The sequence below is a fragment of the Novimethylophilus sp. genome (assembly GCF_036504375.1).
In the GTDB taxonomy this organism is placed as follows: Bacteria; Pseudomonadota; Gammaproteobacteria; order Burkholderiales; family Methylophilaceae; genus Novimethylophilus.
Genome location: NZ_DASXVH010000026.1, coordinates 1 through 18,067 on the forward strand (window position 1 = coordinate 1; position 18,067 = coordinate 18,067).

12 protein-coding genes are annotated in these 18,067 nt (G+C 61.2%); 6 read left to right on the forward strand and 6 right to left on the reverse strand.

Annotation, left to right across the window (positions count from 1 at the left end; genetic code table 11):
- The first annotated feature begins 264 nt into the window (after window positions 1–264).
- Entirely contained in the window at window positions 265–2,175 is a 1,911-nt protein-coding gene (locus tag VGK14_RS02325; RefSeq protein ID WP_331507316.1) for a sigma-54-dependent Fis family transcriptional regulator, read from the forward strand.
- 202 nt (window positions 2,176–2,377) lie between these two features.
- Here VGK14_RS02325 and VGK14_RS02330 read toward each other — a convergent pair whose 3' ends face one another.
- From VGK14_RS02330 to VGK14_RS02345, 4 genes are all read right to left on the reverse strand, one after another.
- The gene (locus tag VGK14_RS02330) at window positions 2,378–3,211 is read right to left on the reverse strand and encodes a response regulator (RefSeq protein WP_331507317.1); all 834 of its coding nucleotides are present in this window, start codon (window positions 3,209–3,211) and stop codon (window positions 2,378–2,380) included.
- 3 nt (window positions 3,212–3,214) lie between these two features.
- Window positions 3,215–4,714: a PAS domain-containing sensor histidine kinase gene (locus tag VGK14_RS02335; RefSeq protein WP_331507318.1), complete on the reverse strand. Its 1,500-nt coding sequence runs from the start codon at window positions 4,712–4,714 to the stop codon at window positions 3,215–3,217.
- Between the two features lie 42 nt (window positions 4,715–4,756).
- Window positions 4,757–5,920 (reverse strand): sensor histidine kinase, encoded by a 1,164-nt coding sequence (locus tag VGK14_RS02340; RefSeq protein ID WP_331507319.1) that lies wholly within the window; start codon window positions 5,918–5,920, stop codon window positions 4,757–4,759.
- Between the two features lie 130 nt (window positions 5,921–6,050).
- Window positions 6,051–7,115: a cytochrome D1 domain-containing protein gene (locus tag VGK14_RS02345; protein ID WP_331507320.1), complete on the reverse strand. Its 1,065-nt coding sequence runs from the start codon at window positions 7,113–7,115 to the stop codon at window positions 6,051–6,053.
- A gap of 290 nt (window positions 7,116–7,405) precedes the next feature.
- Between VGK14_RS02345 and VGK14_RS02350 the strand changes: the two genes are divergently transcribed.
- Window positions 7,406–7,732 carry a hypothetical protein gene (locus tag VGK14_RS02350; protein ID WP_331507321.1) on the forward strand — a complete coding sequence of 109 codons (327 nt, stop codon included), beginning with the start codon at window positions 7,406–7,408 and terminating at the stop codon, window positions 7,730–7,732.
- 1 nt (window position 7,733) lies between these two features.
- Window positions 7,734–9,017: a serine/threonine-protein kinase gene (locus VGK14_RS02355; protein WP_331507322.1), complete on the forward strand. Its 1,284-nt coding sequence runs from the start codon at window positions 7,734–7,736 to the stop codon at window positions 9,015–9,017.
- Window positions 9,018–9,049: 32 nt separating this feature from the next.
- Here the strand turns inward: VGK14_RS02355 and VGK14_RS02360 are convergent, their stop codons facing one another.
- Both VGK14_RS02360 and greB read right to left on the reverse strand, forming a co-directional pair.
- Window positions 9,050–10,318: a diguanylate cyclase domain-containing protein gene (locus tag VGK14_RS02360; RefSeq protein WP_331507323.1), complete on the reverse strand. Its 1,269-nt coding sequence runs from the start codon at window positions 10,316–10,318 to the stop codon at window positions 9,050–9,052.
- Between the two features lie 159 nt (window positions 10,319–10,477).
- A complete protein-coding gene (gene greB / locus VGK14_RS02365) occupies window positions 10,478–10,978 on the reverse strand; it encodes a transcription elongation factor GreB (protein ID WP_331507324.1) in 501 nt (166 codons plus the stop codon).
- Between the two features lie 115 nt (window positions 10,979–11,093).
- Between greB and VGK14_RS02370 the strand changes: the two genes are divergently transcribed.
- Genes VGK14_RS02370 through VGK14_RS02380 form a run of 3 tightly spaced genes read left to right on the forward strand, consistent with a single transcriptional unit; the run spans window position 11,094 to window position 18,034 of the window.
- A complete protein-coding gene (locus VGK14_RS02370) occupies window positions 11,094–12,020 on the forward strand; it encodes a 5'-nucleotidase (RefSeq protein ID WP_331507325.1) in 927 nt (308 codons plus the stop codon).
- On the forward strand, window positions 12,013–14,706 hold the full coding sequence (locus VGK14_RS02375) for a PD-(D/E)XK nuclease family protein (protein ID WP_331507326.1): 2,694 nt from the start codon (window positions 12,013–12,015) through the stop codon (window positions 14,704–14,706). The genes VGK14_RS02370 and VGK14_RS02375 overlap by 8 nt, the downstream gene beginning before the upstream one ends.
- Entirely contained in the window at window positions 14,699–18,034 is a 3,336-nt protein-coding gene (locus VGK14_RS02380; protein WP_331507327.1) for a UvrD-helicase domain-containing protein, read from the forward strand. The genes VGK14_RS02375 and VGK14_RS02380 overlap by 8 nt, the downstream gene beginning before the upstream one ends.
- Window positions 18,035–18,067: the final 33 nt, after the last annotated feature.

The window sequence follows — 18,067 nt, forward strand, 5'->3', positions numbered from 1 at the left end:
TCTCAAGATAATCGCCTCCAAAAATTGATATTATTTGTCGCAATAGGGACTGTGCCGTATCATCAACACAACACATAAACGCAAGCGGTATGCCAGAGGTGTTTAGCTGAGTAGAAAAAACCTCCATAAACGGCTTCAGGATTGGGCCGGCAATAAGTCTCAGAACGTTTCAAGTGTGCTTCCCGGCTGGAGCCGATGTGTGCCGGGAATGAGCAGGTGTCACTTTGCGTGACATGTCGGTTAAACCAGATTTCAGGTACCTGGATGAATCATCCCATGTTCGACGATAGCCGGACCGTGCTGCGCGCACGGCAAGAATTCCTTGCCAAAGGCAGCCTGCAGCAAGGGGCGGTGGCGGATGTGATAGAACGTTCATGGCGACGCTGCCTTGAGAACGGGGTCGATGCGACTTCTCCGCCGCACAATGAAGTCATTACCCAGCAGGAGCTCGCGCGCAGGCTGGAGCAGCATCACCTGCTGATTTCCCACGCCCGGCCCGAAATGGCGACGCTCAACGAGCAGATTTCGCATACGCGCAGCATCGTCATCCTCACCGACCACGAGGGCGTCATTCTGCATAGCATGGGCGACAGCAGTTTCCTCAGCGAGGCGCAGCGCATTTCGCTGTCCCCGGGCTGCTCCTGGCACGAGAACCATCGCGGCACCAATGCCATCGGCACCGCGCTGGTCGAGAAGCTGCCGCTTGCAGTACATGGCGCCGAGCACTTCATGGAGCGCCACCATTTTCTGAGTTGCTCCGCGGTGCCGATCTTCGGCGCAAAGAACGGGCTTGCCGGCACGCTCGACGTTTCCAACGATTTCCTGCTGCCGCAGCAGCACACGCTGGCGCTGGTCAAGATGGCGGCGCAGATGATCGAAAACCGGCTGTTCCGCGCCCATCACAAGAGTGAAATCGCCTTGCATTTCCATGCGCGCCCCGAATTCATCGGCACGCTATGGGAGGGCATCGCAATGTTCTCCGGTAACGGAAAACTGGTGGCGACCAACCGCAGCGGACAATTCCAGCTCGAACTCAATCTGAACGGGCAGGAGATTCATTTCGACGATGTGTTCGATGCGCCGCTAGGTGCTCTCTTGGGAAGAACCGGCGATACCGGCAAATTGATATTCTCGCTGCGGCTCAAGAACGGCGCACGGATTTTCGCGAGCATGGAACTCGACCCGCTGCTTAAAAGCTCGGCGCCGCCGGCTCCGCTTCCCGCCGTGAGGCCCGCAAAAAGAAACTGCGCTGCGAATTTCGACATGCTGGACAGCGGCGATGCGCGCATGGCCCGCGCCATCAGCCAAGTCAAGCTGGTATTGAACCGGGACATTTCCATTCTGATCGAGGGCGAAACCGGCGTCGGCAAGGAGCTGTTCGCGCGGGCCGTACACGAAGCGGGCAATCGCTGCGATGGCCCCTGGGTCGCCGTCAACTGTGCGGCGCTGCCGGAAGGCCTCATCGAGGCCGAGCTGTTCGGCTATGAAGAGGGCGCTTTTACCGGCGCGCGCCGCAAGGGCAGTCCGGGCAAACTGGAACAGGCCCACGGCGGCACGTTATTCCTCGACGAGATCGGCGACATGCCGCTCTCGCTCCAGGCAAGACTGCTCCGGGTGCTGCAGGAACGCAGCGTGACGCCCCTGGGCAGCACCAGGTCCAGGCCGGTGGATTTCGCGCTGGTGAGCGCCACCAACCAGAAGCTGCGCGAAAAAGTCGAGCGCGGGGAATTTCGCAGCGACCTGTACTATCGACTCAACGGCCTCAGCGTCACGCTGCCGCCGCTGCGCCAGCGTGCCGATATGGCTGCGCTCATCGACATGCTGCTGCAAATCGAACATGCGGACAACACGGCGGTCACGCCGGACATCATGGAACTGTTCCAGGCCCATCCCTGGCCGGGCAATATCCGCCAGTTGCACAACGTCATCCGCACGGCGCTCGCGCTTTCTGCGGACGGACCCATCGGCCAGCCGCACCTGACGCAGGACTTTCTGGACGACATCATGCGCGCCGCGCATGTCGAGACCGATACCGCGTCTCTCGACAGCCTGACACTGGAAGTCGTCCGCAAGGCGTTGCACGCGCATGCGGGCAATGTTTCGGCCGCCGCCCGTCAGCTGGGGATCAGTCGCAACACGCTGTACCGCAAGCTCAAAATTCTGGGGCTGGCTTAGGCGAAACGCTTGTTCCAGATGAATTCGCAAGATTCCTAAAGAACAGTACCGCCGGTTGCGCTCCCGGCGAACTTTTCATCAACGCAGTATTGAGGCTTGCCATCGATATGCTGGGCATTAATTGGGAACCGATATTACGCTGCCCATCGCGATGAAATATCCGCTTTCCGGCATCTGGAATCGATGGATATCTGAACCGGATCTAGCGCGTTGCGTAATTTTCCTTGGTTGCCGACAGGCAAGCCTCAATTTCCGCGACCAGCGCTTGCGGGTCGATCGGCCGTTGCAGAAACCGGAATGCACCCAACTCCATCGCCAGCGGAAAATTGTTGTCTTCCTGGTATGACGCGCTGATGAACATGAACGGGATCGAAGCCAGTGCGGGGTCGGCCTTGACCAGTTTCAGCAGCGCGATGCCGTCTTCTTCCGGCATGTGCAGGTCGCTCAAGATGAGATCGAAGTCCGCCTGCCTGACCAGTTTCGCGCCCTGTTGCACGCTGTCGGCCAGGGTTAGCCCGTAACCGGACGGCTCCAGCGTGCAGCGGATCAGCTCGCGGTTGATCGGCGAATCGTCGACTACCAGAATGCGGGCTTTTTTCGCTGTTGCCCACGGCGCGGCTGCGGTGTCTGCCACAGGCGGCGTTTCCTGCGTGCGCTCGGTATGCAGGTCGGTATGCAGCAGTTTTTCGATTTGGCCGACGAATATTTCCGGCTCGATGGGCTTGCTGATGTAATCGTCGAAGCCTGCCGCGAGCAGTTTTTCGCGATCGCCGACCATCGCCAGCGCGGTGACCGCGATGACGGGAGTATGGCTTAACGCAAGGTCGTTTTTCAGCGCCCGCACGACGTCGTAGCCGTCCAGCTTGGGCAGCGTCACATCGCACACGATCAGGTCGGGCATTTCGCGCACGGCGGCCGCCAGCCCCTGCTCACCATCATAAGCCTGGATCGGGATGTAGCCGAAAGCCTCGAGCAGAAAGGCAATCAGCTCCATATTAGTCGGATTGTCTTCGATGATCAGGATGCGGGCGGGCATGGTTCAATTCTCCGACGATACGGATGGCTGTTGCGGTTTCAGCAGCAGGGTAAATGTGCTGCCCTGACCGTAATTGCTGACGAAGGAGAGGTTGCCGCCCAGCAGATCGGTCAATTTCTGGCTCAGGTAGAGCCCCAGCCCGGTACCCTCGTACCGCCGTGTCGACGAGGCATCCAGTTGTTTGAAGGCCTTGAACAGTTTGTCGCGATTTTCCTGCTTGATGCCGACGCCGGTGTCGGCCACGCTTATTGCGGTCGATAACGTGCCGTTGTCCTCGCGCTGGTCCAGCGTCACGCGCACCGTGCCTTGGTCGGTGAACTTGATCGCATTGTTGACCAGGTTGATGAATATCTGGCTCAAGGCTCGCCGGTCGGTCTCCACTACGATAGGATGCTCAGGCATGTTGACCTCAAAGGCCAGATTCTTCTGTTCCGCCAAGGGCCTTAATGACTCGGTCAATTCCATGATCAATTCCTGGCAGGAAACCGGTTCCAGGCGCATCTCGACATTGCCCGATTCGATCTTGGCCAGGTCGAGCAGATCATTGATCAATAACAACAAATGCTTGGCGCTCGAGCGTATGGTCTTCAATTGCTTGTCCTGATCCGGCGTCAGCGGTCCCGGCAGTTTCATCAGCAGCGTGCCGGTGAAGCCGATGATGGCGTTGAGCGGGGTGCGCAGTTCGTGCGACATGCTGGCGAGAAAGCGGTCCTTGGCCAGGAGTGCATTTTCCAGTTCGATGTTCTTCTCGCTGAGCGCGCGCTCTATATGTTTGCGTTCGCTGACGTCGCGAATCGCGCTCATCACCAGCGTGCCTTCTTCAGTGGTCAGCGGACTCAAGCTGATTTCCACCGGAAACTCGGTGCCGTCCTTGCGCAGGCCGCAAAGCTCCAGCCCCGCCCCCATCGCCCGGGTGCGCGGGTGCGCGACATACCCCGAGCGATGCCCGACATGGCCGCCGCGGAACCTCTCCGGCAGCAGTATTTCGATCAGCTGGCCGCGCAGTTCTCCGGCCCGATAACCGAACAGCTTTTCCGCCTGGGAATTGGCGAGCACGATGCGGCCGGTGGAATTGGTCATGATGATACCGTCGGGAGTGGATTCCAGCAGGTCGCGGAATTTGGCCTCCACCAGTTTGGCGTCGCGCAGCACTTTCAGCGGCGTGACGTCTTTCTTGCTGTACAGGATGAATTCGATTTCGCCCCCGGCGTTGCGGATGGCCTTGCTGGTGACGTCGACATAGATGAAGGAGCCGTCCTTTTTTTTGCGCAACGACTCGAAGTGGGCAATGCCGTTTTCCAGTGTCTGCCGGAGGATTCTTTGCTCTTCCTCGATGCGGTCGGAGGGAACGATGATTTCGATGAGAAAGCGCCCGATGGCCTCGGCTTTGCCATAGCCGAACACGCTTTCGGCGCCCTTGGTCCAGTGCGTCACCTTGCCGTCAGTGGTGGTGACGATGATGCCATCGGGGATTTCTTCCAGTATCAAGTCGTCAAATGACATATGCCTGTTCTTTCATTGCAGCCCGGTACTTTGAGGTAAAAGCTAAAGTGTAAAATAAAAAATCGCCCCCCTGCCTGCTGCGCTTTCGGCCCATATCTTTCCGCCTTGGCGTTGAATTGCGCGCTCGGCCTTCGCGAACCTGATCCCTGCTCCGTCGAATTCCTGCATCGAGTTCATACGCTGCAACTGCGTAAACAATTGAACCTTGTCAGCAAGGTCGAATCCTGCGCCATTGTCTTTGATGAAATAGACCGGTTCGCCCTCATTCTCCAACATCCCGAACTCGATTCGGGCATGCTCTTGCCCGGCGGTGAATCTGCGGGCATTCTTGAGCAGATTGTCCAACACGATCCGCATCAGATCGGCGTCCGCAGTCGCGGTCAGGCCGGAGGCAATGACGAATTCCACGTTACGCGGTTGCGGCGGATTGCGCTGGTCGATCGCCAGCGCTTGCGCCATATCGCTCAGATCGACCTGCTGAGAATGGAGTTCGGCCCGGCTGATGCGGCTCAGGCTCCATAAATCGTCGATCAGGGCAACCATCTGTTTGGTGGCGGCGCGGATGCGCTGAATATAGCCTTGGGCCTTGGCGTCCAGCTTCGCGTTGGCATATTCCATGCCCAGCAGAAAGGCAAAACCGTCAATCTGCCCCAGCGGCGATCGCAGGTCGTGCGTGATCGAATGCGAGAAGGATTCCAGGTCCCGCCTGGCCGTTTCCAGTTGACGGGCCAGTTCCTGCAAGCGATTTCCGGCTTCTTCGATGTCGCGAATATGGCACTGGATGACGGGGCTGCCTTCGCACTCGTATACATGGGCCGTGAATTCGACCGTGATACTGGTTCCCTGCCTTGTTTCCAGGGCAAGGTTATCCAGTCTCAGATATCCTGCGCGCTGCAGTTCGATAAACGAGGCATGGTCGAGCGCGGTATTTCTGAAGGGCGGCGCTTCCCACAGTCTTGTTCCCAGGAGTTCGGTATGCGGATAGCCGAGCATCTGGGCCAGGTGAGGATTGCTGTCCTCGATGTGCGCGGTATCGAAATTGAGCAGCAGAATGCCGTGCCTCGCAGTTTCGAAAAGCCGGCGGTAACGGTTTTCCGAAGGGCGCAGGCCAGCGTGCGCCGGCAAGGACGATGTCGTGTCGGCATCGGTGCCGTACCGCTCATGTATGCCTTGTTCAGTCATGGCTTCTATCCAATCGATCTTCACGCCATAGCTTGCAATCTAGCAGCAAAACAACTCCTGCGCCATAGCCTGAAACGCGACGGCACTACAAAAAAAATTGCACCCCGGTAGCGGGGTGCAATCGGATTGCTTTAACTGCAGATTGTGTGACGGGTCAGGGCCGGTCCAGACTGCCCATCGATTTCGGATAAGTCACGATACCCCATGGCATGTCCTTGTCGCCAAGATGTTTGGTGACTTCCAGTTTCGCGGTATCGATAACCAGTACTTCGTTGGATTTGCCGCAGGCCAGCAGAATCTGGCTGTCGTCCGGGGTGAAGCTGAAATGCCAGCAACGGTCGCCGGTAGGGATGTCCCCGATCTTCTCGAAAGTCCTGGCATCGAATACCTGCAACGCTTTCTCCCTGGAACTGGCGACAAAGAGGCGCTTGCCGTCGCGGTCGAAAGAGACGCCGTAAGGCGATTTCCCGGTGTCTATGGTTTTCACCGGGTTCAGTTTGTCGTCCAGCACCAGCAGCTTGTTCGACATTTCCAGCGTTGCTACGTACGATTTGCCGTCGGGTGCGACCTTGATGCCGCGCGGACGCTCGCCGAACGAACCCACCGCAATGCTTTTGAGCAGTTTGCCGGTTTTCATGTCGTGCACGGTAATCGAGTTGTCAGATTCATTGGTCACGATCATTTTTTTGCCATCCCTGGAAAACTCGACGCCCTCGGTCTCCAGCTTGCCGACGATTTCCTTGACGACCTTGCCCTGTTTCAAATCGACGATGGCGATGCGGCCCGGAATCTTGTCGTCGTCATTTTTGTCGGCCTCGCTGCCAGGCTTGGGCGGCGGGCCCGATTTGGAGCTGGGTTCGTAGGTCACATAGACCTTGTCGTCATACACCCGCACAAACTCCGGATTCTTGCCGATAGCGATGTGTCTGACGACCTTGCCGGTGGCCGTATCGAGTACCGAGATATTGCCGTCGTCCTTGTTGGCGGTCACCAGCAGCTTGCCGTCGGCGGTGATGCCGATGCCGCGCGGGCCTTTGGCTTCAATGTCCAGGGTGCCCCTGGTTTCCATGGATTCCAGATCGACGACGGTTACCCCGCCATCCTGGTTGGATACATAAGCCACACCCTTGCCATCCGCCAATGCCGCCGGGGCGACGGTCAGGCCGAGAGCGAACAGCAGTGCGGCATGCAGTCCGGGGTTGAAGCGCGATTGATTCATGCGGTGATCTCCTTGGTGTTGTGTTGTGGCATGTATCGCAACCGATCATGTCATCGTCAGATTATGTGGAAATGCTTAATGGAACCTTAAATCCTGCCGATAAATTGCTGCGACGGAGCTGTGAGCGTGCAAGGATGAAAAAATTCCATTTTAAAGACTGAAAACCGGAGGATTCTAAAGCAGACGGATAGCCCTGGCGATGTTTTTGGGCTGGGGTTTGCCAAACAATCCGATGCGTACCGGTGCTGAAGCGATTTATTTTGCGCCCGGAGGCTGCTAGACTGCCGATTATGCAAATTCACGCAGGCGAAACATGGGGAAAACGCCGGGCGGCCGGCAACGTGACCGTCTACCTGGTATTGAAAGTCGACCGCAAGGGACGGCTGACCCTGCAAAATCTCAGGACTCCCGCCAGCATTTTCGAAACCGATGCCGACAAGCTGGCCGGCGCGGGATATTTCCGCGTGAGCGAAACGCCCTACGTCGACCTTGCCGCCGCCCGCAGCAAACGCACGCAATGCAGCAAGGTTACGCGCTGCCCGCGCACCGTGGATTTGTTCGAAGGCCGGGCCGACAGCGAGTTCCCTCGTATCGCCACAGAAGCAGAACAAGCATAGCTTGACGACACCTCTCAACATCGGCAAATACGCGGTGTTCGATGAGCTGGGCCGCGGCGCCACCAGCGTGGTGTATCGCGGCATCGATCCGTTCACCAACCGCGATGTGGCGATCAAGGTGTTCAATCCCGCCGGCTTCGCCAACGACGACCAGCGCCGCAAGTTCGAAAAGCTGTTCATGACCGAAGCCGCGATGGTGGGCAAGCTCAACCATCCGCACGTCGTCAATATTTTCGATGCCTCGGTCGAGGGCGAGCAGCTGTATATCGTCATGGAGCTGGTGCGCGGCACGGCGCTGGACGAACACGCCGTGCCGGACGGCCTGCTGCCGATCGCCAGCGTGATGCAGATCATTTTCAAATGCTGTACCGCACTCGATTTCGCCCACCGCCAGGGCATCATCCACCGCGACATCAAGCCCGCCAATATCATGTTGTGCGACAACGGCGAGATCAAGATAACCGATTTCGGCGCAGCGCTGATGCCCAGCATGGAACAGACCCAACTGGCCGGCGTCGGTTCGCCCGCGTATATGTCGCCGGAACAGGTGCGCGAAGAAAACCTGACCCACCAGACCGATATTTATTCGCTGGGCGTGGTGCTGTACCGCCTGCTGACCGGTCGTTTTCCCTACGACGCCGATAATGCCTATGCGCTGATCCATAAGATCATGAACGAAGCGCCGCACGACGTGCGTGCGCTACGTCCGGAAATATCGTCGGAACTGGCGCGCATCGTACACAAGGCGATGGAGAAAACGCTTGCTGCGCGTTACCACAACTGGGCGGACTTTGCCTCTGATCTCGCAGCCTGCGTCAGGCCGGCCAGGGTTACGGAAAAAGTCATTACCGATTCTGAAAAATTCAATCTGCTCAAGGGATTGTCTTTTTTTGAAGGATTTACCGAGGTGGAGCTGTGGGAGGTGCTGCGTATCAGCGGATGGCGCAAGCTCTCTGCGGGAACGGCGCTGGTGAAGGAAGGTAACATCGGCAATTCGTTCTTCATCCTGGCCGATGGCGAGGTGCGCGTGACCAAAGTGCAGAAACTGCTCAGCACGCTGAAAACAGGCGATTGTTTCGGCGAAATGGCCTACATCGAGCAGACCAGGTCCATGCGCAGCGCCAGCATTACCGCAGCCGGCACGGTCACGCTGATCAAGATCAAGGCCGATGCACTGTTGCAGGCCTCCGACAATCTGCAGCTGAAATTCAACCGCGCTTTCCTCGGGATTCTGGTGCGGCGGCTGGCGGCAGCCAATACCGAACTGGCTTCGCTGATGGCCTGAAAGCCGTCCTCAAAGTCGCTGCGCTGCCTGAATCATGCTTCTCCGAGCTCCCGGTAAAATTTGAAGGTGTTTTTGCCGCTCTGCTTGGCCAGATACATGGCCTCATCCGCCTGGCTCAGCAGCGTGTCGAAATTCTTGGAATCGTCGGGATAGATCGAGATGCCGATACTGCCGCCGATATGGCATTGCCGGCCTTTCAGGTCGACCGGGGCGGATAGCGCATTGATGATTTTCTGTGCCACCACCGACGCATTTTCATTCTCGCCGATATTGTTCAGCACGAACGTGAATTCATCGCCGCCTATGCGGGCAACGGTGTCCGAGTTTCTGATGATGCTTTTGAGTCTGGCGGAAACTTCTTTCAACAGCAGGTCGCCCGCGTCGTGGCCCATCGTGTCATTGACGCGCTTGAAGCCGTCGAGGTCGAGAAACAGTATCGCCACCTTGTAATAGCCGCGTCTTGCGAGCGGGATCGCTCTTTCCAGATGGTCCAGGAACAGGGCGCGGTTGGGCAGGCCGGTAAGATAGTCGTGATGGGCCAGGTGCGTGATTTTCTGCTCGACCTGCTTGCGTTCGGTTACGTCGCGGACGATGCCGACAAAGTAGCGCTGGCCTTTCAGCATCATTTCCGAGGCCGACAGCTCCATCGGGAACTGCTTGCCGTTTTTGCGTACGGCGACCACCTCGCGTCCGCGCACGCCGAGGATTTCTCCTTCGCCGGAATATAAATAGCGATTGATATAAGTGTCGTATTCGCGCTGGGTGATCTCGGGCATCAGCATGCGCACATTCTTGCCCAACACTTCCTGCTGCTTATACCCGAACACTTCTTCGGCGGCAGGGTTGAAGCCCTGGATTTCGCCCGACTCGGTAATCGTGATGATGCCGTCCATCGCGTGATGGATGATCGCATTGAGCTGGTTCTGGCTGTTTTCGAGTTCGCCCTTGATGCGCTTCAGGTTGGTGACGATCTGCCAGAACAGTTTGGCTTCCGGACCGCTGGTAACTTTTTTGTTGCCGAAAATATCTTCCACGTCTGCGACCACGTCGTCGGCGTGCGTCAGGTTGTAGACGATGCAGTCGGAATATTCCTTGCACATCTTCAAGGCTTCACGCACATCGGTATAAGCCGGGATGCCATGGCTCTCCGCCAGCTTCATGCCGGACGCATCGGCATTCGGATCGGCAATGGCGACCACCTGTACCAGTTCGTCTTCCATGAACATCTCGAGCAGCGCATAACCTCCACGCCCGGCACCGAGGATGAGGACCGGGTAACCATGAATTTTTCGTTTTGCCATGATTGTTTCTCAGGAAGATTCGGGCCGGCCGCAGGTTGTTCCGGCCGACATATTTTATTGAATTGTACTGAGTTTTCCCTTGATCAGGCACAAGAAATAGTGACTACGCACTCCAGGGTGAAAGCCGCAATCAAGGTGGGCGCAGGGCTGTCAGGCCGATCAGCCGCCGGTTTCCGGCGACGCGTAGCTCACCGCAATGACTTCGAACTCTTCCGCGCCGCCCGGCGTCTGCAAGCGCACCGTGTCGCCCTCGCCCTTGCCGAGCAGCGCGCGGGCCAGCGGCGAAATCCAGCTGATCCAGCCTTTCGACGGTTCCAGCTCGTCCTGGCCGACGATGCGGTAAGTCTGCTCCGACTCCTGGGCTGGCGAATATAGTGTTACCCAGGCGCCGAAATACACCTTCTCCAACCCTTGCTGTCGCGCCGGATCGACCACTTCTGCCAGATCCATGCGCTTCATCAGGAAACGCAGCCGCGAGTCGATCTGCCGCAGCCGGCGCTTGCCGTAGATGTAGTCCGCATTTTCGCTGCGGTCGCCGTTGGACGCCGCCCAGGCCACATCGCTCACCACCTTGGGACGTTCGTTGCGATACAAGTGGTCGAATTCTTCCTTGAGCCGGGCGTAGCCTTCGGGCGTGATGTAGTTTTTCTGGTCTGCCATGAAGCGGATTTTATCGCGCTCTGCGGTCAGGTGCCGTCAAAGTTTTCCGTCGAGGGTAAATCATTGGGCTGGCGAGCATCTTTCGTTTCCCGCTGAAATGCGCTCTAATCAAGCCATGAGCAATACGTTAAAACCGGAAATCACCGGCGACAGGCTGGTGATCGGCATCGCCTCGCGCGCGCTGTTCGATCTTTCCGCCAGCCACCATGTGTTCGAGACTGAAGGCGTGGAAGCCTACTGCCGCTACCAGATCGAGCACGAGGACGATCCGCTGCAGCCGGGGGTGGCATTCGGCCTGACCAGGAAGCTATTGGCACTGAACGATGCCGGGCTCGATCATCCGCGCGTGGAGGTGATCCTGCTGTCGCGCAACAGCTCGGATACCGGCCTGCGTATTTTCAATTCCATCCGCCATCACCGGCTCGACATCACGCGGGCGGCGTTCACGCGCGGCGAGAGCCCGTTCCGCTATGTGCCGGCCTTCGGCATCCACCTGTTCCTGTCGGCCAACCCGGACGACGTGCGCACGGCGCTGGAGGCGGGCTACGCGGCGGCCACCATCCTGCCGTCCCATGTCGGCCAGAACGAAACCGCGCAGCTGCGCATCGCGTTCGACGGCGATGCGGTGCTGTTCTCGGACGAGGCGGAACGGGTGTTCAAGGAGGAGGGGCTGGAGGCGTTTTCCAGCAGCGAGCTGTCTGCTGCGAAACAGCCCCTGCCCGGCGGGCCGTTCAAGAACTTCCTGGGGATGCTGCACCGCATCCAGTCGGAATATCCGCCGGACGCCTCGCCGATACGCACCGCGCTGGTGACGGCCCGCGGTGCGCCGGCGCACGAACGGGTGATTCGCACCCTGCGCCACTGGGGCATCCGCATCGACGAGTCGCTGTTCCTGGCGGGCATGGGCAAGGGGCCGTTCTTGCAGGCTTTCGGCGCGGATATTTTTTTCGACGACCAGCAAAAGCATTGCGAATCCGCCCGGCTGCATGTGCCGACCGGGCATGTGCCGCACGGCATAGCCAACGAGATCAAGCATGGGTGATAGCACCGTTGTGCTGTGCTCCACCCACCGCCTGGCGCGCAGCCTGTGCCTGGCGCACGGTAAAACGCAAATCGCGCAAGGTTTGAGCCAGTGGCAGCCGTTGCGGGCACTGACAGTCGCGCAATGGCTGGACGGGGTATTTAACCAGGCCTGGCTGACGGGCGAAGTGGAGGCCGACCGTGCGCCCCGCATGCTGCTGGGCGCGATGCAGGAGCGGATTCTGTGGGAGCGGGCGATCGAGGCCGGGCTGCAGAACGAACCCGCGGCCGCGCTGTTCGACCGCGCCGGCATGGCCGATGCGGCGATGGAAGCAAGCCGGCTGCTGACGGAATGGAATGTCTTGCTCGCGCCGGGCGAACAGACCGAGGAAACGCGGCAATTCCTGCACTGGCGCAGCACCTTCAAAACGCTGTGCCGCAAAAGCGCTGCGCTGGACGCGACCAGCCTGACGGAGATTCAGGTTGAGTGCCTGCAACGGTACAGTGGCTTATTGCCTGCCGTTATTTTTCTGGCGGGTTTCGACCGCATCAGCCCGCAGGAGCAGCGCTTATTTGATGTTCTCGAGGCGCGTGGAATCCGGATGGAGCGCTGGCCGCTGAGCCTGGATGCCGCGGCCGATGCCGTTCAGGCTGCCTATGATGACGTCGAGGCGGAATGCCGCGCCGCCGCCGCGTGGGCCAAAGCCTGCCTGGCCGGCAACCCGCAGGCGCGCATCGCCATCGTGGCGCCGGAACTGGGCGCGCTGCGGTGCAGACTGTCGGCTATTCTCGACGACGTGCTGCACCCCGAGACGATCCACCCGGGAGAGGCCGAGGCGCCGCGCTGCTACGATTTTTCCCTGGGCGCGCCGCTGGCATCAATCCCGCTGGTTTCCACCGCGCTGGCGCTGCTGCGGCTGGCGACGCAGCGCTACCGCTTGCCGCAGCACGACGTCACGAGCCTGCTGGGCGATGTCTACTGGTCGGCCGGTGAGAGCGAAGCCGATGCCCGTGCCCGGCTGGATGCGCGCATGCGCCGCAAGCTGGGCGCGACGCTGTCGCTGGAACAGCTGTTGCGGCTCGCCAATACGATGGAGGGCTTGCCGCGCCTGGCCCAGCATCTTGCAGCCTTGATCGCAGCTGCTGCCGCCTGGCCGAAACGAGAGACGCCATCGGCCTGGGCCGCCGCGTTTGTCCAGTTGCTCAAGAATACCGGCTGGCCGGGAGCGCGCGGCTTGTCCAGCCATGAATTCCAGGCGCGGCAGGCATGGACGGAAGCGCTGCTGGAATTTTCCGGCCTCGATGCAGTGTTGGGCCCCGTCGCGGCGGCCGAAGCGCTGCAACGGCTGGCGCGCCTCACCCGCGAGCGCATCTTTCAGCCGGAGGCGGCGAGCGAGCCGCGTTTGCAGGTCATGGGCATGCTGGAAGCCCAGGGCGCGCCGCTCACCGCGGTGTGGGTAATGGGCATGAACGACCACGTCTGGCCGCCGCCCGCGCGGCCCAACCCGTTGCTGCCGGCCGAGGCGCAGCGTCGCGCCAATGCGCCGAACTCGTGCAGCCGCGTGCAGGCGGAGTTTGCCGCGGCGATACAGCAGCGCCTGCTGCATAGCGCGCCGCAGGTGGTGTTCTCGTGGGTGTGCCGCGACGGCGAGCGCGAACTGCGTCCTAGCCCGTTACTGGCGGGCATGGCAGTTATTAAAGAGGCCCCGCTGCCCGCTGCGACCTTGGCCGAACGTCTGGCTCAGAAAATGGAGCTGCAATGGCTGGACGATCACCTGGCGCCGCCGGTGGCGGAAGGCGAGAAAGTGCGCGGCGGCGCCGGCCTGCTGCGCGCGCAAGCCATCTGCCCGGCCTGGGCGTATTACCAATATCGCCTCGGCGCGCGCGCGCTGGAAGAGCCTGTGGAAGGGCTGGACAGCATGGATAGAGGCACCTTGCTGCATGCCGTGCTGCAATGCTTCTGGAACGGGCGCGGTTCCGCCGATTTGCTGGCGATGGATGAAACCGCGCTGCAACACGCCGCCACCCAGGCGGTGGAGCAGGGCGTGCGGCAGTTCAGCCTGGCGCTGGACAAGCCTTTGCCCGAGCATTTTCTCGCGCTGGAAAAGCAGCGTTTGCAATTTTTGCTCACGGCCTGGCTGGAATTCGAGCGGGGCCGCAGCCCGTTCACCGTGCGGGAATGCGAGCGTCGCGTATCGCTCACGATCGAAGGCATCGCGGTCGACCTCACGCTGGATCGCGTGGATGCGCTGGAAGACGGCCGGCTGGTGGTGCTCGATTACAAGACCGGCTCCGTCGTCAGCCATAAAAGCTGGGCGGAGACCCGCATCACCGAGCCGCAACTGCCGATTTATACAGCCCTGGCCTTGTCCGAGGGCGAAATCGCCGCCGTCTGTTTCGCCAAGGTGCGCGCCGACGAGCAGAGATTCATCGGCATTGCCCATCTGCCCGACACCCTGCCCGGTGTGGATGGGCTGGAGCAGGCGCGCAAGCTGTTTGACGAAGTCTCGTTTCCCGACTGGCCCAGCGTGCTGGCGCACTGGAAGACCAGCATCGCAGCCATCGCCAATGAAATCAGGGCGGGGGAGGCGGCGGTGAGCTTCGCGAAAGAGGACGATCTGGCGTATTGCGAGGTGAAGCCCTTGCTGCGGCTGCCGGAACGGAAACTGCAGTTCGAACGGAAATCGGGCGGAAATGACCATGCGTGATTTGCTGCTTGAAGACGCAGCCAGTCGCGAACGTGCGCTGACACTGGAATCCTTCATCGTCGAGGCCCCCGCCGGCGCGGGCAAGACCGAGCTTTTGACCCAGCGCTACCTGAAACTGCTGTCGGTGGTGGGCGAGCCCGAGGAAATCGTCGCCATTACCTTCACCAACAAGGCCGCCGCGGAGATGCGCAGCCGGGTGTTGCAGAGCTTGCAGGATGCGGCGGACGGCGTTGCCGTCGACAGGCCGCACAAGCAGACCACGCGCGAGGTCGCGGCTGCGGCGCTGGCGCGCTCCGGCACGCTGGGCTGGGATTTGCTGGCGCAGCCGGGGCGGCTGCGCATCAATACCATCGATGCGCTTTCCAGCGTTCTCGTGCGGCAGATGCCGCTGATGAGCCGTTTCGGCGCGCAGCCGGGGATGAGCGACGATGCGTCGGTGCACTACCGCGAAGCGGCGCGCCGCGCGCTGGCGATGCTGGAGGAAGAGGGCGGTGCAGGCGCGGTGACGGAGGCGTTGCGCTACTTCGATAACGACACGGTGCGGCTGACCGACCAGCTCGCAACCATGCTGGCAAAACGCGACCAGTGGCTGCAGCATGCCGGGCATGAATCCGTGCAGCTGGAGGTAGAGGCCGCACTGCGCCACCTGGTGCGGCACGACATCGCGCGCGCCGCCGAGATCCTGCCGCCGGCGTGGCAGACCAAGTTGATGCCGGTCGCGCGCTTCGCTGCGGCCAATCTGGCTTGCGGCCACGGAATCGCGCTGTTGCTGGACTGGGAGACGCCGCTTGCGGCGACGCCGGAAGCCCTGCCCCTGTGGCGCAGCGTGTGCGAGCTGCTGCTGACCGGCGACGGCGGCTGGCGCAAGGCGCTCGACAAGCGCCAGGGCTTTCCCGCCACCGACGAAGGCCGCAGCCACAAGCAGGCATTGCTCGACATCATCGCCGCCCTGCCCGATCCGCAGCCATTGGCCCGTATCCGCGACTTGCCGGCGCCGCGGCACGGCGACGAGGAATGGCGCATCATCGGCAGCCTGGCGCGGGTGCTGCAGCTGGCGGCCATGCATTTGTGGACGGTGTTCCAGGAAGCGGGCGAGGTGGATTTCGTCGAGGTGTCGTACCGGGCATTGCAGGCGCTGGAGGACGACACCGGCCCCACCGACTTGGCGTTGCGGCTGGATTACCGCATCCGGCACCTGCTGGTGGACGAGTTCCAGGATACCAGCCCGGCGCAGGTCGAGCTATTGCGGCGGCTGACGCAGGGCTGGGAGGAGGGCGACGGGCGCACCCTGTTCTGCGTCGGTGACCCGATGCAGTCGATTTACCGTTTCCGCAAGGCCGACGTCGGCCTGTTCCTGCAAGTGGCCGAGTTCGGTGTCGGCCACCTCAGGCTGCAGCCGTTGCATCTCACGCGCAACAACCGTTCCTGCCCGGCGGTGGTGGAGTGGGTCAACCGCGCGTTCGAGCGCGTTTTTCCGCCCAAGGATAGCGTTACCCGGGGGGCGATTCGCTATCGTCCGTTCGCCGCGACGCGCGAGCGCGCGCCCGGCGAGGGCGTTACCGTGCATCCCCTGGTGCTGGAGAAAAACAGCCGGGGCGGCGAGGCCGCCATGCTGGAAGCCTGCTTTGTAGCCGACCTGATCGAACGCGAACGGACCGAACATCCGGGCCGCAGCATCGCGGTGCTGGTGCGGGCCCGCGCCCATCTGGATGCGCTGGTGGCGGAAATCCGGCGCCATCGGCCACACTTGCGCTTCCAGGCAGTGGAAATCGAGGCGCTTTCAGGCCGGCAGACGGTGCAGGATGTGCTGGCGCTGACCCGAGCCCTGCATCATCGCGCCGACCGCGTGCATTGGCTGGCGGTGCTGCGTGCGCCCTGGTGCGGGCTGCGGCTTTCCGATCTGCATGCGCTGGCCGCGGATGACCATGTGGCGACCATCTGGCAGCTGATGCAGGACGAGCAAAGGCTGGCCCGCTTGTCCGATGACGGCAGGCAGCGGTTGCTGCACGTGCGCAGCGTCATCGGCGAGGCGTTTGCCCATCGCGGTCGCCAGACCACGCGGCGCTGGATCGAGGCGGCCTGGCTCAAGCTGGCCGGGCCGTATTGCCTGTGGGATAGCGGCGACGTGCGCGACGTGCAGGCGTTTCTCGACTTGATCGACAATCTGGACGCCGCGGGGCGCTTCGACTTTGCGCAGCTGGAAGCGGCAATGGAGCATCTCTACGCCGCGCCGGACGTACAGGCCGACGGCACGCTGCAATTCATGACCATTCATAAATCCAAGGGGCTGGAGTTCGATACCGTCATCCTGCCCGGCCTGCACCGCATTCCGAAAAAGACCGATGAATCCCTGTTGCTGTGGGAAGAAGTGTCGATCGCGGAAGCCGGGCCGCAGTTAATCGCCGCGCCGATGGTGCCCGGGCACAGGCGCGGCGCTTTCCCCAGCGCCTACGATTATCTGCAGAGCCTGGAGCGGGAGCGCGGGGCCAATGAGGCGGCGCGCGTGCTGTATGTGGCCGCGACGCGGACGGAGCGCCGGCTGCATCTGGTGGGGGCGGTCTGCCTCGATGCCAGGGGCGAGATCAAGCCGCCCGCCAATACTTTTCTGGCGCTGTTATGGGATACGGTGGGCGGCGAATATCTCCATACGCCGCCACGCCGGATGCCGGAGGCTGCGGCTGCCGATGAAGCCGATTTCATCCCCAAGCTGATCCGGCTGCATCGGCCGGCTGTGCCGGCCTTGCTGACGGGGGCTGCCGAGCCCGCTCCCGCATGGGATTCTGGCGATGCCGAGGCCGCGCCGCCCGAACGCGGCAATCTGGAAGCCGATTGCGGCACGCTGGCGCATCTCTATATGGAAATGATCGTCGGCGAAGGAGTGGCCAATTGGTCGGCACAGCGGGTTGGCGAACTGCATCCCGCGATGCAGCGCTGGCTGATGCGGCAAGGCCATGCCGAAGACCAGGCCTCGCGGAGTGCCCGGCGTGTCGCCGCGGTATTGTGCGCGACCTTGGGCAGCGAATCCGGGCGCTGGGTGCTGCAGTCCAGGGGAAACGCTGCGTCGGAGCTGGCGCTGGCGACCGCCGACAATGGGCGCATTGCCACGCATATCGTCGACAGGACGTTCATCGAAAACGGCGAACGCTGGGTGATCGACTATAAATCGGCCCGCCTGGGCGACGAGGTGCCGCCGGATTCGCTGAGCCGCCAGGCCGAACGCTACCGTCCGCAGCTGGAGCGTTATGCCGGCTTATTCGTCGGGGAAGGGCTGCCGGTGCGCAAGGGCGTATTTTTCATGGCGCATGGGCAGCTGGTGGAATTAAAATAGCTATCGGCTATCAGCCAGCGCATTGGTTTTGCT

Excerpts from the sequence above, each read along its gene's own strand:
- VGK14_RS02330 (WP_331507317.1), bottom strand. The coding sequence starts at position 3,211 with ATGCCCGCCCGCATCCTGATCATCGAAGACAATCCGACTAATATGGAG.
- VGK14_RS02375 (WP_331507326.1), top strand. The coding sequence starts at position 12,013 with ATGGGTGATAGCACCGTTGTGCTGTGCTCCACCCACCGCCTGGCGCGC.
- VGK14_RS02350 (WP_331507321.1), top strand. The coding sequence starts at position 7,406 with ATGCAAATTCACGCAGGCGAAACATGGGGAAAACGCCGGGCGGCCGGC.
- VGK14_RS02325 (WP_331507316.1), top strand. The coding sequence starts at position 265 with ATGAATCATCCCATGTTCGACGATAGCCGGACCGTGCTGCGCGCACGG.
- VGK14_RS02345 (WP_331507320.1), bottom strand. The coding sequence starts at position 7,115 with ATGAATCAATCGCGCTTCAACCCCGGACTGCATGCCGCACTGCTGTTC.
- VGK14_RS02360 (WP_331507323.1), bottom strand. The coding sequence starts at position 10,318 with ATGGCAAAACGAAAAATTCATGGTTACCCGGTCCTCATCCTCGGTGCC.
- VGK14_RS02335 (WP_331507318.1), bottom strand. The coding sequence starts at position 4,714 with ATGTCATTTGACGACTTGATACTGGAAGAAATCCCCGATGGCATCATC.
- VGK14_RS02370 (WP_331507325.1), top strand. The coding sequence starts at position 11,094 with ATGAGCAATACGTTAAAACCGGAAATCACCGGCGACAGGCTGGTGATC.
- VGK14_RS02380 (WP_331507327.1), top strand. The coding sequence starts at position 14,699 with ATGCGTGATTTGCTGCTTGAAGACGCAGCCAGTCGCGAACGTGCGCTG.
- greB (WP_331507324.1), bottom strand. The coding sequence starts at position 10,978 with ATGGCAGACCAGAAAAACTACATCACGCCCGAAGGCTACGCCCGGCTC.